This window comes from Guptibacillus spartinae (genome assembly GCF_028610625.1).
Lineage (GTDB): Bacteria > Bacillota > Bacilli > Bacillales > Guptibacillaceae > Guptibacillus > Guptibacillus spartinae.
On sequence record NZ_JAQQWU010000007.1, the window covers coordinates 119455 to 133546 of the forward strand.

12 protein-coding genes are annotated in these 14092 nt (G+C 39.5%); 4 read left to right on the plus strand and 8 right to left on the minus strand.

Annotated features, from left to right (window positions below; translation table 11 throughout):
• Window positions 1-146: 146 nt before the first annotated feature.
• Window positions 147-1820 carry a glycoside hydrolase family 13 protein gene (locus PQ511_RS13750; RefSeq protein ID WP_273852483.1) on the minus strand — a complete coding sequence of 558 codons (1674 nt, stop codon included), beginning with the start codon at window positions 1818-1820 and terminating at the stop codon, window positions 147-149.
• A gap of 198 nt (window positions 1821-2018) precedes the next feature.
• On the opposite strand from PQ511_RS13750, the gene PQ511_RS13755 reads away from it, so the two are divergent.
• On the plus strand, window positions 2019-2747 hold the full coding sequence (locus PQ511_RS13755; protein ID WP_273852484.1) for an amino acid ABC transporter ATP-binding protein: 729 nt from the start codon (window positions 2019-2021) through the stop codon (window positions 2745-2747).
• A gap of 105 nt (window positions 2748-2852) precedes the next feature.
• Here the strand turns inward: PQ511_RS13755 and PQ511_RS13760 are convergent, their stop codons facing one another.
• Window positions 2853-3329, minus strand: coding sequence for a GbsR/MarR family transcriptional regulator (locus tag PQ511_RS13760; RefSeq protein WP_420541712.1), 477 nt, complete (start codon window positions 3327-3329; stop codon window positions 2853-2855).
• A gap of 394 nt (window positions 3330-3723) precedes the next feature.
• Here PQ511_RS13760 and proV point away from each other — a divergent pair, with 394 nt between their 5' ends.
• Genes proV through PQ511_RS13775 form a run of 3 tightly spaced genes read left to right on the plus strand, consistent with a single transcriptional unit; the run spans window position 3724 to window position 6702 of the window.
• The gene (gene proV, locus PQ511_RS13765) at window positions 3724-4932 is read left to right on the plus strand and encodes a glycine betaine/L-proline ABC transporter ATP-binding protein ProV (RefSeq protein ID WP_273852486.1); all 1209 of its coding nucleotides are present in this window, start codon (window positions 3724-3726) and stop codon (window positions 4930-4932) included.
• Between the two features lies 1 nt (window position 4933).
• Window positions 4934-5767: a choline ABC transporter permease subunit gene (gene choW, locus PQ511_RS13770; protein WP_224598571.1), complete on the plus strand. Its 834-nt coding sequence runs from the start codon at window positions 4934-4936 to the stop codon at window positions 5765-5767.
• A gap of 11 nt (window positions 5768-5778) precedes the next feature.
• A complete protein-coding gene (locus tag PQ511_RS13775; RefSeq protein ID WP_273852487.1) occupies window positions 5779-6702 on the plus strand; it encodes a glycine betaine ABC transporter substrate-binding protein in 924 nt (307 codons plus the stop codon).
• 47 nt (window positions 6703-6749) lie between these two features.
• Here PQ511_RS13775 and PQ511_RS13780 read toward each other — a convergent pair whose 3' ends face one another.
• The 6 genes from PQ511_RS13780 to PQ511_RS13805 all read right to left on the minus strand — a co-directional run bounded on the left by PQ511_RS13780 (window position 6750) and on the right by PQ511_RS13805 (window position 14001).
• On the minus strand, window positions 6750-7613 hold the full coding sequence (locus PQ511_RS13780; protein ID WP_489753152.1) for a glycine betaine ABC transporter substrate-binding protein: 864 nt from the start codon (window positions 7611-7613) through the stop codon (window positions 6750-6752).
• Window positions 7614-7663: 50 nt separating this feature from the next.
• The gene (locus PQ511_RS13785) at window positions 7664-8326 is read right to left on the minus strand and encodes an ABC transporter permease (RefSeq protein WP_273852490.1); all 663 of its coding nucleotides are present in this window, start codon (window positions 8324-8326) and stop codon (window positions 7664-7666) included.
• Window positions 8319-9458: an ABC transporter ATP-binding protein gene (locus tag PQ511_RS13790; RefSeq protein ID WP_273852491.1), complete on the minus strand. Its 1140-nt coding sequence runs from the start codon at window positions 9456-9458 to the stop codon at window positions 8319-8321. The genes PQ511_RS13785 and PQ511_RS13790 overlap by 8 nt, the downstream gene beginning before the upstream one ends.
• 187 nt (window positions 9459-9645) lie before the next feature.
• Window positions 9646-11973 (minus strand): YhgE/Pip domain-containing protein, encoded by a 2328-nt coding sequence (locus tag PQ511_RS13795; protein WP_273852492.1) that lies wholly within the window; start codon window positions 11971-11973, stop codon window positions 9646-9648.
• Between the two features lie 191 nt (window positions 11974-12164).
• The gene (locus PQ511_RS13800; RefSeq protein ID WP_273852493.1) at window positions 12165-12740 is read right to left on the minus strand and encodes a TetR/AcrR family transcriptional regulator; all 576 of its coding nucleotides are present in this window, start codon (window positions 12738-12740) and stop codon (window positions 12165-12167) included.
• Between the two features lies 1 nt (window position 12741).
• Window positions 12742-14001: an ATP-binding protein gene (locus tag PQ511_RS13805; RefSeq protein WP_273852494.1), complete on the minus strand. Its 1260-nt coding sequence runs from the start codon at window positions 13999-14001 to the stop codon at window positions 12742-12744.
• Window positions 14002-14092 lie beyond the last annotated feature (91 nt).

The window sequence follows — 14092 nt, forward strand, 5'->3', positions numbered from 1 at the left end:
ACGAAAAGAAAAAGGAAACCGACCACTTTTCAAGTAATTTCTTTCTCTCGAAATTATCTTCCCTCGAAAGAAAGAATTCAATCCTTTTAAAAAAGATAAAACAAAAATTAAATAAAAGAAAACGCAGGCTGTGCCCGCGCTTTAGCTTATAACAAATACACTTTCACTTCGTAGGGGCGCATGTTTGACTCATTGTGCAACTGGTTCGCGACACCGGAATAATTATGAACGAGTAGCTTCCCGCCGTTTAAGATCTCTGGAAGCTTTAACTCGCACGTTTCCTTTGAGAAATTAGCAGCAACAAGTAATGTTGTGCCATCATAACTTCGAGTATAAACATATAAGTTCTCATTTTCTTCTAAAAGGAGTTGATAGTCTCCATGAATCATCACTGGAAGCTCTTTACGTAGACGAATTAAGTTCTTATAAAAGTAGAAAATCGAATTTTCATCACTTAATGCTTTTTGCGCATTAACCTCTGGATAATTTTCATTTACTTTTAACCATGGGGTACCCGTTGTAAATCCAGCATGCTCTTGATCGTTCCACTGCATAGGCGTTCGCGCATTGTCTCGGCCTTTTTTGTGAATCGCTTTAAGTACATCTTCTGTCTTTGTCCCTTTTTCCATAACCTCTTCCTGATACATATTAAGCGTCTCGATATCTTCATAGTCTTCAATCGAATCAAAGTACACATTTGTCATTCCTAATTCTTGTCCTTGATAAATATATGGTGTTCCCTGCAGGAAATGAAGCCATGCTGCAAGCATTTTAGCTGACTCTACACGATATTGTTGATCATCGCCAAACACAGAAACAGAACGAGGCTGATCATGGTTTTCCATATACAAACTATTCCAGCCTGTTCCGTGAAGTTCGTTTTGCCATTTTGAAATAATCTTTTTCAAATCTGTTAACTTCCATGGCTGTTGATCCCACTTCCCTCCAGGCCCGCTCGTTACATCCATATGTTCAAACTGAAATAACATATTCACTATGCCACTTTCTTCATTCGTATACCGCTTCCCATCTTCAGGCGTAGCCATCGGCATCTCGCCAACCGTCATTGCATCGTATTTTGATAATACTTCTTCATTCATTTCGATCATATAGTCCATGAACTTAGGCCCATTTACGAAATAGTCTCCACCCCACTGAAAAGCAGAATCTGACGTTACTTCGGCATCTGGTAAACCAGGCGTTTTGGAAATTAGATTAATCACATCCATCCTGAATCCATCGGCCCCCTTATCGAGCCAGAATTTCATCAGATCATACACTTCTTCTCTTAGCTTTTCATTTTCCCAATTGAGATCAGGTTGCTTTTTAGAAAATAAATGGAGAAAATATTCTTCACTCTCTTCATCATACTCCCATGCGGAACCACCAAAAAAGGATCCCCAATTATTTGGAGGCAGACCCTCTTTCCCATCTCGCCAAATATAGTAATCGCGATACGGATTGTCTTTTGATTTTCTCGCTTCGGTAAACCACGCATGTTCATCAGAAGAATGGTTTACGACTAGGTCCATCACAAGACGAATTCCTCGCTGATGCATCCCTTTCAACATTTCTTCCCAATCTTCCATCGTTCCGAACTCATCCATAATATTTCGATAGTCACTAATATCATAGCCATTGTCATCATTCGGTGACTTGTAAACCGGTGATAACCACACCACATCTATGCCTAATTCGTTCAAATAATCAAGTTTTTCAGTAATCCCTTTAATATCACCAATTCCATCCCCATTGCTGTCATTAAAGCTTCTAGGATAAATTTGATAAACAACGCTTTCTTTCCACCACTGTTGAGCCATATCGTCTCCTCCTACATACCTTTAAACTCTTTGCGCAAACGTTTTCACTAAATATTATTATAAAAGAATGTCAGGACGAGTACAACTGTTAGAAACGAAACGCTTTCTCTTTATATGAAGGTGAGTTCTTTTCTAATTGAGCAAAGGATTGATATAATGGGTCTTATTAAAGCAGAATGAGAGGAGATAATGACAACAATGAGCATCATCCAGGTGAAAGATCTTAAGAAATCATTCGGAGATTTAGAAGTATTGAAAAGCATTAATACCGATGTGAAAGAAAAAGAAGTTGTATGCGTAGTTGGTCCTTCTGGTTCAGGGAAAAGTACTTTTCTTCGCTGTTTAAATAAATTAGAAGAAATTACGGGTGGCAGCGTCATTGTAAATGGGCATAACATTGCTGATCCTAAAACGAATATCAATAAGGTGCGTCAAGACGTCGGAATGGTTTTTCAACATTTCAACCTCTTCCCTCATAAAACAGTTCTTGAGAATGTTACCCTTGCCCCAATTAAAGTAAAAGGGGAAAACAAACAAAACTCAACAAAGAAAGCAAAAGAACTTCTTGCTAAGGTAGGACTTGAAGATAAAGCAAATAATTATCCGGGTGAACTTTCCGGTGGACAAAAGCAGCGTGTCGCGATTGCTAGAGCTCTTGCCATGGAACCTAGCGTCATGCTCTTTGATGAACCAACTTCCGCACTTGATCCTGAAATGATCGGCGAAGTGTTAGAAGTCATGAAAGACCTTGCAAAAGAAGGAATGACAATGGTCGTTGTCACTCATGAAATGGGTTTTGCCCGTGAAGTAGGCGACCGCGTCATTTTTATGGATGGGGGCTATATCGTAGAAGAAAACGTGCCTAATGAATTGTTCTCTAATCCTCAAAATGAGCGAACTCAGGCTTTCTTAAGTAAAATCCTATAACAAAAACGTGCAGGAACTTCCTGCACGTTTTTGTTTGTGCGAAAAGAATGGAAACATCTTCCCCATCTAACTTTCACATGTGGTTACTAAAGACTGCGCTTACATTCATTTCAGCTCATCTTCCTTATCAATTACGTCAAATATTCGCCGCGACTCAAATAAGTCTACTACCTTATTCAACCATTCATAATATCCAAGAGCATAAGACATTTTATCTAAATCGGCTTCCGCCATCATTTTTTCTTCTTTTGAAAGATCCTCATCCATCACTTTCATTAGCTCGGCAATCGATTCCTTGCAGGCATCCCGATTCATTTCAATTCCTTTTCGCCAATGAATGCAAAAGAAATCTGTAAAGGTTTGATACCAATCTGACTTTACTTCGTAAAGATCTTTACGCTCCCCTTTTCTCCACACTTTATCCACCATATTTAAGTCGATTAACGTCCTTACTCCGGTCGACATACTCGTCTTACTCATTTGAAGCTTGTCCTTCATTTCATCTAGTGTCATCGGATCTTTTTCGAAAAACATGGCGCCATACAAACGCCCCACAGAAGGGGTTACGCTATAAATATCCATATTTTTCGAGATTGATTCAATCACTCGTTCTCTTGCATTCTCTACTCGTTTATCTTGCAAACTATGCACCTACTTTTCCAATCGTTTGTCATTTCATAGTTTAGTGTTAACCCCATGAATTGTAAAGTTTACTAGTGAACCTTGTAGCATATACTAGCATCTTAGACGATACTTAAGGATTTGCCCGTTTAGTTTGTACAGTTTTTTCTGTATGTACTGAATTACCTGATTTTGAGCTCTCACGCCATTTGTAGTATGAAGTACCTAAGCCCTATACTTAATAGGCCGGTAAAAAAAGACTAGTAAATGACTGATTATCGTAAATTTCGACATATTTCAGTTATTTTTGTAATTTTATCCGCTTACTATTTGAAATAAAGACAGAGGTGAAACTATGGAGAAAGCCAAAATTACAGTAAAAGATGTAACCAAAATATTTGGCAAATCGCCCAAACATGCTACAAAGCTATTAGATCAGGGCAAATCAAAAAGTGAAATTTTAAAAGAAACCGGAAATACGGTGGGGGTTAACCGCGCAAGTTTCGACGTATATCCCGGTGAAATCTTTGTCATCATGGGGCTATCAGGTAGTGGTAAATCTACACTTGTTCGGCTTCTCAATCGATTAATTGAACCTACTTCAGGTCAGGTTCTCATTGATGATGAAGATATCGTCAGGATGAAACCTGAACAGCTTCGAGACGTTAGACGTAAGAAGCTTAGTATGGTATTCCAGCGGTTCGCGCTATTTCCTCATAAGACAGTACTCGAAAATACAGAGTACGGGCTTGAAGTGCAAAACATTAGTAAAGAGAAACGTTCTGGAAAAGCACAGGAATCGCTCGAACTTGTCGGACTAAAAGGGTATGAAAAAAGCTATCCATCAGAACTAAGTGGTGGCATGCAGCAGCGTGTCGGTCTTGCTCGTGCTCTTGCAAATGATCCAGATGTTCTTTTAATGGATGAAGCTTTTAGTGCGCTTGATCCACTCATTCGTAAAGATATGCAAGATGAGCTTCTTGAACTTCAAGAGTCTATGGAGAAAACAATTGTTTTTATTACCCATGACCTTGATGAAGCACTTCGTATCGGTGACCGGATCGCATTAATGAAGGACGGTTCTATTGTTCAAATTGGAACACCAGAAGAAATTATGACGAATCCAGCCAATGACTACGTTGAACGCTTTGTGGAAGACGTTGACCTTTCCAAGGTATTGACAGCTTCTCACGTTATGAAGCGAGCTGAAACACTAAGAGCTGATCGAGGCCCACGTGTAGCACTTCAACTTATGCGAGAACAAAAGCTTTCTAGCTTATATATCGTAGATAAAAAACAAAAATTAATTGGTGTAATTACAGCAGATGATGCCGCAAAAGCGATCGAAGAAAAAAAAGAAATTACAGATATTCTCATAACGGATCTGCCAACTGTCACGCCCGACACGTTATTAACAGATATGTTCGTGAAAATGGCAAGCTCTTCTCTTCCACTACCCGTCATTGATGAAAACGATAAGTTTAAAGGCATTATTGTACGTGGTGCGGTTATTGGAGCCCTTGCCGGCAATGAAACAGAATCAGCGAAAGGAGAGGTGAGCTAAAATGCAGCTATTCCCTAAAATCCCATTAGCTGATTGGGTAGACAGCTTTGTTGATATGCTTACAGATAATCTTGAACCCGTTTTTGATGGGATTACATCAGGAATTGATTGGTTTGTTGAGGGGATTGTTTCGATTTTAGCCTTCCCTCCAGCTCTTGTGCTAATCGCCATCTTTACGATTCTAGCCTGGTGGTCGAGTCGCTGGCCTGTTGCCATCTTCACGTTACTTGGACTATTGTTAATCGATAATTTAGGTTACTGGGATCCAACAATTGAGACGCTTGCGCTCGTTTTAACTTCGGTCATTATATCGATTATTCTTGGGGTGCCACTTGGAATATGGGCATCACAAAGTGACCGTGTAAGAGGCATTATTACACCTGTTCTTGATTTTATGCAGACAATGCCTGCTTTCGTTTATCTCATTCCAGCGATTTTGTTCTTTGGAATTGGGATGGTACCAGGTATCATCGCATCTGTCATATTTGCGATGCCACCGACGATTCGCTTAACAAACCTTGGGATTCGTCAAGTACCTGAAGACTTAATTGAAGCGTCAAATGCATTTGGTTCTACTACGAAACAGAAATTAATTAAAGTACAGCTACCGCTTGCAACACCTACGATTATGGCGGGAATTAACCAGAGCATTATGCTTTCCCTTTCAATGGTTGTTATTGCATCTCTAGTAGGTGCACCTGGTCTTGGGGCAGATGTTTATCGCGCTGTAACACAAATTAAAGTTGGTATTGGTTTTGAAGCTGGTCTCGCAATCGTTATTCTAGCGATTATGCTCGACCGGATTTCTCAAAATATAGGTAAAACAAAAAACTAAGGGGGAATTACATGTTTAACTTTAAAAAAGGTTTAACAGGATTAGCATTATTTTTGTCACTTACATTGATTCTTGCTGCTTGCGGCGGAAACAATGGCGGAGATAGCAGTGAAGGCTCTAGCGAAGGTGGAGCTAACGTTGGCGAAGAAGTAGACTATGAAATTGTCGGAATTGAGCCTGGTGCTGGAATTATGAAAGCTACTACTTCTGCACTTGAAGAGTACGATAGCTTGAAAGGTTGGGAATTAATCGAGTCTTCTTCTGCAGCGATGGCCGCAGAACTTGGGAAAGCCATTGAAGACGAAGAGCCAATTATCGTAACTGGTTGGACGCCACACTGGATGTTCGCGAAATATGATCTTAAATACCTTGAAGATCCAAAAGGACTTTATGGTGAAGAAGAAAACATCGAAACATTTGCACGTAAAGGATTAAAAGAAGACCAACCTTCTGCACATACAATTCTTGACCAGTTCAACTGGACTCCAGAAGATATGAGTTCTGTAATGGTTGAAATTCAAGAAGGTGCTAAGCCTGAAGAAGCCGCACAAAACTGGGTAAACGAACATACAGATATGGTTGAAGAATGGACAAACGGCGCTGATGAAGTAGACGGCGAAGAAATCTCACTTGCTTATGTTGCATGGGATTCTGAAATCGCAAGTACAAACGTCGTTGCAAAAGTGCTAGAAAGTATGGGTTATAAAGTAGAGTTAACTCAGCTTGATGCTGCTTCAATGTTTATCGCCGTATCTGAAGGCGATGCAGATGCTATGGTTGCTGGATGGTTACCAATCACTCATGCTGATTTACTAGATGAATATGGTGACAACATGGACCGTCTTGGACCAAACCTTAAAGGTGCGAAAACTGGTCTTGTTGTTCCATCTTATGTTGAAGCTGATTCTATTGAAGATTTAAAACCTGCTGAATAAATGTTAAAAGGCCGAGCTGACAACAAAGTCAGCTCGGCCTTTTCATGTTAATCGATTAATCCTTTTTCTTTTAGAAATTCAACAGCTACATCTTCAGGTTCTTCTCCATCCATATCCACTTTCGCATTCATCTCAGACATTTCTTCTTCTGTAATGTTTCCAGCAAATTCATTTACAACCTTCTCAAGGTCAGGGTGTGAATCAAGAACTTCCTGTCTCACAATTGGTGCAGCGTAATACGGCGGGAAAAACTGCTTATCATCTTTCGTTGTCGCAAGATCAAACCTAGCAATTCGTCCATCCGTTGTAAAGGCAGGAATCACATCGACTTCACCTTCATTAAGAGCGTCGTACATAATGTTCGGATCAAGACTTACTTCATCTTTAAAATTAAAGCCGTAAGCTTCTACTAAAGCATCGTAACCATCTTCTCTTTCGTAGAAAGTATGCGGTCCACCAAACACCATCTTATCTGAAGCTGGGATAAGGTCTGAAAATGTTTCTGCATTAACCTCTTTATTTGTTTCTTGGGTCATCGCAAGAGTATAACCATTTTCAAAACCAAGTGGCTCAAGCCAAACAAGGTTATATTCGTCTTTATAGCCTTTTTTCACTCGTTCAAAAATTTCGTCAGCTGATTCATCCGATTCAGCACTTTCTTTTAATACCGCTTCAAGACCAGTACCCGTATATTCAACATACATATCAATGTCACCATCAACTAGCGCCTGCTGAAGAATATTGACTTCCCCAACTCCTGCATCAACTTCTACTTCATAGTCACTATTCGCCTTTATGTACTCTGCAAGAAGATGCGGTAAAATGTACTGCTCTGTCCACGGCTTACCAGAAATAACGATTGGATCACTTTCTTCACTTCCGCTATCTCCACCACATGCAGCAAGAACCATCACAATGCCTAGCAATAGTACGGTCAATCTTTTCAATCAAATCTCTCCCTTTATTTTTTTGCTTTAACTCCTTTAGGAGTTGCTGCATTTTCTAATAACTTCAGAATTAAATCGAATCCAAGAGCAAGAATAGTTGCCGGTAGTGCACCAGCTAGCACAAGCTCATCTTTATTCGACGTTAGTCCTCGATAAATGATATCACCTAATCCTCCTGCACCAACAAACGTCGCTAGAGTTGCTACTCCGATCGTCAATACAGTAGCCGTACGAACGCCCGCCATAATGACAGGAAGAGAAAGAGGTACTTCAATCTTCATTAAAATCTGCATACTTGTCATCCCCATCCCTCTCCCAGCTTCAATGGAAGATTGGTCCACGGATGTGATGCCCGTGTATGTATTCCTTAAAATTGGAAGAAGGGCATACACCGTTAATGCGATGATGGCTGTGACATTTCCGATGCCAAGAAACGGAATAAGAAAACCAAACAATGCAAGACTCGGAACCGTTTGAAAAATAGCAGCCACGGCAATAAACGGCTCAGCCAATTTCTTGTGTCTGGAAATAAAAATTCCAAGTGGAACAGAAATTAAGATGGCGATTACAATCGAGATGAAAGAGAGGAAAAGGTGTTCCTGAAGCGCTACAAAAATATCATCCCAACGATTTTGCATCGTTTCTATAAATAAAGTAAAAAAGTTTTCATCATTCATTCAGAGGTTCCTCCTCCTTATAACCGAGTTGCTCAAGACCAGCTAAGCCGCGCATCATACTACTTCTCGTCACTAACCCTGTCAGCTTATCCCCTTCTACTACCGGAATACTAATAGGCTGCATTTCAGCAAATCGTTTTGCGATTTCAGGATAAAGCGTGTTTCTCTGAATGGGCTCAATCATTTCAATGACATCAGCAATTCTTTTTGTATCACTTTCATAATGCTTTTGAACTTGATCAAGAGTCACGACACCTTTATATTGCTGCTCAGGTCCAGTGACGACAAGACTGTCCACCCGTTCTGATTTCATTAGCCGAAAAGCTTCAGCTAGACCTCTGCTCTCTTTTACAGTTGCTACTTGTTGAATCATTAAATCAACTGCAGTAGGAGCTTGTCCCTTTGCCATCCGTTCATCCCCTATAAAATTGCGAACAAACTCATTCTTTGGATGACGTAACAAACGATCAGGTGTATCGAGTTGAAGAATTTCACCGTCTTTCATGATCGCAATCCGATCGGCAATCTTCATCGCTTCATCCATGTCATGAGTGACAAACACAATCGTTTTTTGGATTTCTTTTTGTAATTTTACAAGCTCATCTTGAAGCTGTTCACGACTAATTGGATCGAGCGCACTAAAAGGCTCATCCATTAAAATGATGGGGGGTTCTGCAGCTAGAGCACGTATGACGCCGACTCTCTGCTGCTGGCCTCCACTTAACTCAAGTGGATAGCGAGACCGAAAGACTGACGGCTCAAGTCCAACAAGGTTCAGCATTTCATCAACTCGTTTATCTATTTTGCTTTTATCCCATTTTTTTAATTTAGGAATGAGTGCAATATTTTCTGCAATTGTCATATGTGGCAAGAGACCAATTTGCTGTATGACATATCCGATACTTCTTCTTAATTCAACAGGATCTTGGTCAGAGATTGGTTTTCCATCAATGGAAATCTGACCTCCGCTCGGTTCGATTAATCGGTTTATCATTTTCATCGTGGTCGTTTTACCACATCCACTCGGGCCAATTAACGTTAACAATTCGCCTTGTTCAATATGTAAATTAATATCTTTCAACGCCTCAGTACCATCAGCAAACTTTTTGCTAACATGCTCGAAAGTAATCATTCTATCGCTTCTCCTGCCTCCCTATAAATCCATAACTTTATTGTATTTACCCGTTCCTTTCCTAGACGTAAACTATTTATCGCACAATAACACAACTTTCTTACTAATACTGTATCGTTTTTCCAACTAATTATCAAAAGAAAAGAGGCCAGCTTAATCAATTGATTAAGCTGGCCTCATAGATTCCTTATTCGTTCATCGCTGGTTCCAACCCATGCTTCTTACGTTTCTTCAATTCTACAAAGAAGAATGTGATTGTTCCAATGGCAAAGATTGCAATAAATCCTAATAATACGTAGACATTCTGCCACATGAAAGCAAAATCGCCGCTGGAAATAACAGCTTTCAACCCTGAAACAGTGTATGTCATTGGCAACCAAGTATTAAACACTTGTAACCCTTCAGGAATTAACTCAAGTGGGAATGTACCGGCACTTGTTGTTAATTGTAGGATCAAGATAATGATCGCTACAAATCGTCCTGGATCTCCTAATGTCGTAACAAAGAATTGGATCAAGGTCATATAAGCAAGACTTGATACGACAGAGAAGAGTAAGAATAACGGTACACTCTGTACTTCAATCTGCAAGGCATATAAAAGAACAGCATCAGAGACAAGTGCTTGAATCACACCAACTACTAATAAAACACCGTATTTACTCATAAACCAACCGATAGCCGTTCGTGGCGTTCCGGCTGGATCACGAAGTGGGAATACAATAGACATGAGAAGTGCTCCTACAAACAAACCAAGTGAAAGGAAGTAAGGTGCAAATCCGGTTCCGTAGTTTGGTACGCCTGATACAGCCTCTGTATCGACATTAACTGGATCAGCAAACATATTATATGTTTCATCATCAGCATTCGTATTGGACGTTTCCTCCGCCGCTTCGCCAAGTTTATCATGAAGCTCCGATGTGCCATCTGTTAATTTTTGAGCCCCGCTGTCAAGATCTTTAGAGCCATCAGCTAACTTCCCTGCACCGGATGATAAATCAGACGAACCACCTTCTAATTCTGATAGCCCACTCGCAAGCTCTTGTGAACCACTAGATAATTCATTCATGCCAGAGTTAAGTGTGCCAACATTGTCAATCAAGGAATTCCAACCAGAAGCTACAGTATTGTTACCATCCGCAACCCGTTCTGCTCCGTCATGAAGCTGAGCAATTCCTGCCTCTGCTTGATTTATCCCTTCTCCAAGACCTCCGAGTCCAGTTTCAAGTTTTCCTTGAGCCTCATAAAGAGCACTCGCACCTTGAGCAAGCTGTCGTTGTCCTTCTAGTAATGCATTCATTTTAGAAGAAGCGCCTGAAAGTTTATCTGAAACGTTAGCAAATGTCGTTGCAACTTCGCCAACTGACTTCGCAGCTGTACCAGATTTTTCAGCAATCGGTTGAAGTTGACCAATTAACGTCTGCTTTTGCTCATCCGTATATTGATCACTTGCTTGAATTGATTCGATTACACCTTGCAACTCTTTCGGAACAGCTGATGCATTCGTTACTCCACTCGTCAGTGACTGTTTTAACCCTTCTGTATCAACCTCAGGTAATGAACTATTTTCTAATTCTGAAACAGATTGATTTAATCCATTCATTAACTGCTTTGCTCCAGTGCGACTATCTTCAACACCTGTAAGCAGTTTTTCTTGTCCGACTTTGAATTCACCCATTTTATCATTAAGTTCGCCAATTCCATTGCTTACTTTTGAAGCACCATCAGCAAGCTCGCTAACTTTAGGTTGTCTTTCTTTTAAACCATTTAACAAATCAGTTGTGCCCTGATTTGCCTCACTAATGCCATTTGCCAGATCAACGGATCCGTTTTCTGCACTACTAAGGCCATTTGTTAACGCAATCGATCCTTCATTCAGGCTTGCTAAGTTGTCTTTCAACTGCTTTGTGCCATCTTTTAATTCAGATGATCCATCAGCCAATTCACCAGCGCCATCTGAAGCTTCCGATAAGCCATCAGCTATTTCACTAAACTTATCAAAAACAAGCTCACTATAATTCTCAGTGATGTTCTCAGCAATTTGTGATTTGATTTCACTAACAGCTGTTCCACCTATTTGTCCGGCCAAAAAGTTAAAGCTTTCATTCGGCACATATTCTAAATTTAATTTATCAGGATGTTCATCTAGAACAGTCGTTGATTTCTCAGAAAAATCTTCTGGAATTTGAATCTTCATATAATAGGTTTGATCTTCAAGACCTTTATCGGCCTCTTTTTCATCGACAAAATCCCATTTAAATTCAGGCTCATCCTTCAACTTCTTGACAAGCTCATTCCCAATTTCGAGATGCTCTCCTTCAAAATCCGCACCACTATCACTATTAACCACGGCTACTGGAATCTGATCCAAGTTTTCATAAGGATCCCAAAATGCCCATAAAAACATGCCACTGTACAATACTGGTATAAACAACACTGCAATCACGGGGATTAAGATTTTTTTATTCTTAAGCAATGACGCCCATTCGGAGCGAAATTGCTTTGATGACTTTTTCATGTTTTTCCTCCTGTCTTATTGACCATTTTTCTCATTTGGTCATTTCGTGCCAAAAAAAAGAAACTTCTTATATTTTCGATAGTATGCGGTGATGACCAGTTTTTAAATATAGTCATTTTTTGCTACAAGAAGTAATATATCATCCTTTTTTGAGAATGGCAATAGCAGCAGCTTACTTATTTTCACTACTGCTAATTTTTCTTAATTCCACTCATCATATAAAATTCAAGATGATTGGCAATTTCTTCTTTACTAAAGGATGGTTGTGTTTTTTCCCAATCAAAAATAAGAGCAATGTACATTTTAAACATTAGAAAAGCTGCAAGTGATGGATCACACTTTTTTACTTCTCCGTCAATAATACCTCTTTCAATCTCGTACTCAAGAAAGGATAGAATCGCTTTTTCTACAAGATTCAATGCATCCATTGCTGCTGGAGTACCGATCTCTCGAACCTCTTGCGAAAGCTTAATAGCCAACTGGTGCTCCCTCCGGTGTTCTAATACACTGTAAAGCGCACGATGTAGGTTTTCAAAAAACGTATCCTCTCTATGAATGGAATCTTGAGCGAGTTCTTTCAGCTCAATTACCATCCCACGTACAATTTCATTGAAAAGCTCTTCTTTATTTTTGAAAAAATTATAGATTGTCCCCTTTCCTACGTTCGCAATTTTAGCCACCTGATCCATCGTGGTCGCTTTGTAACCAAACATAGAAAATGACTTTTCGGCAGCTTCCATTATGCTTTTTCTACGATCGAAAGTCATCTTACTCCCCCTCTTTTTTTGTAATTGGTAATGTAACGGTAACCGTCGTTCCAATCCCCTGAGTACTTGTATAGTGGACGCGTCCCCCCACGTTTTGAATTAAACGATTCGTAATCATTGTACCAAGGCCAGTACCTTTTGACTTTGTTGTATAAAATGGTAGACCAATCTTTTCGAGTTGCTCTTCACTCATTCCTGCTCCATTGTCACGAATCACGATATCTACCGTACCTTTTTTCGTTCCATTTTGCAAAGTTACTAGAATCAGACCTTCTCCTTCAATGGATTCAATTGCATTTTTAATTAAATTGATAAAGGATTGTTTTAGTTGTTGTGAATTTCCCCATATCTGAAATTCACCCTTTTCATCATATTGAATTTTCACATCATAATAGGAGGCCAGTACTTCCGTTAGAGCTGTTGTATCTTTCACAACCTTATTCAAATTGACTTGGTCATAATCATTTTTAGTAGGTTTAATGAGCATCAAGTAATCCGTAATGATTTTATTTGTTCGTTCAATTTCTTCTAGCATGAGGGGGGCATAATTTTTCACTTTCACATCTTCAGTTTCACTTGAAATAAACTGAAGAAGACCTTTGACCGTTGTTAAAGGGTTCCGAATCTCATGAGCAATGGCAGCCGCCATTTTCCCCGCTACAGATAATTTTTCTAAATATACCGTTTCTTGAAGTTGAATATTTATCATAACTAAGCGCTCTGTTAAGTAAAAGATAATAAAGTAGGCGATCATGAACGCTGCAAAATAGATAGGGTAGAAATAAGGTTGTAACGGATCTAAAAAAACGACAATAATAGCGATATAGGAAAAGACAAAAATCCCGCCCGTAAAGAGGATGCCCTTCCATTTTCGAATAGACTTACGAAAATAGGGACCAAAACCAATTGCGATGACAAACCCTACAATCGCAATCACTACGCCTACCCAAGCATTTTCGCCCCCCATCCATAATCGACCTGTCGTTATGGTTAATGTACATAGAAAGCCAGGTAACTTACCACCATAAAGCGTAACTAAAATTAGCGGAACAACCCTTAAATCAAAAACGGTATCACCAAACTTCTCTAAAGGGAAAAGCATGCAAAGCAGAGCCATCAACGAACTGATCACTCCGTATATGAATTTTTCTTTTAAATCAATTGAGCTTGCTCTCGTAAATGGCATGACCATATTCCAGATAAATAATACGGAGAAGAGCATTGCAATATTAACAAGTAAAGGTCTTGCCATCTCTAACATCATTATTTCTCCTTTGATACTAATTGTTGCCATTTACATTCTACCATTAGACCCATATCTACACTAACAAAATTAGATAATCATTCCAGAT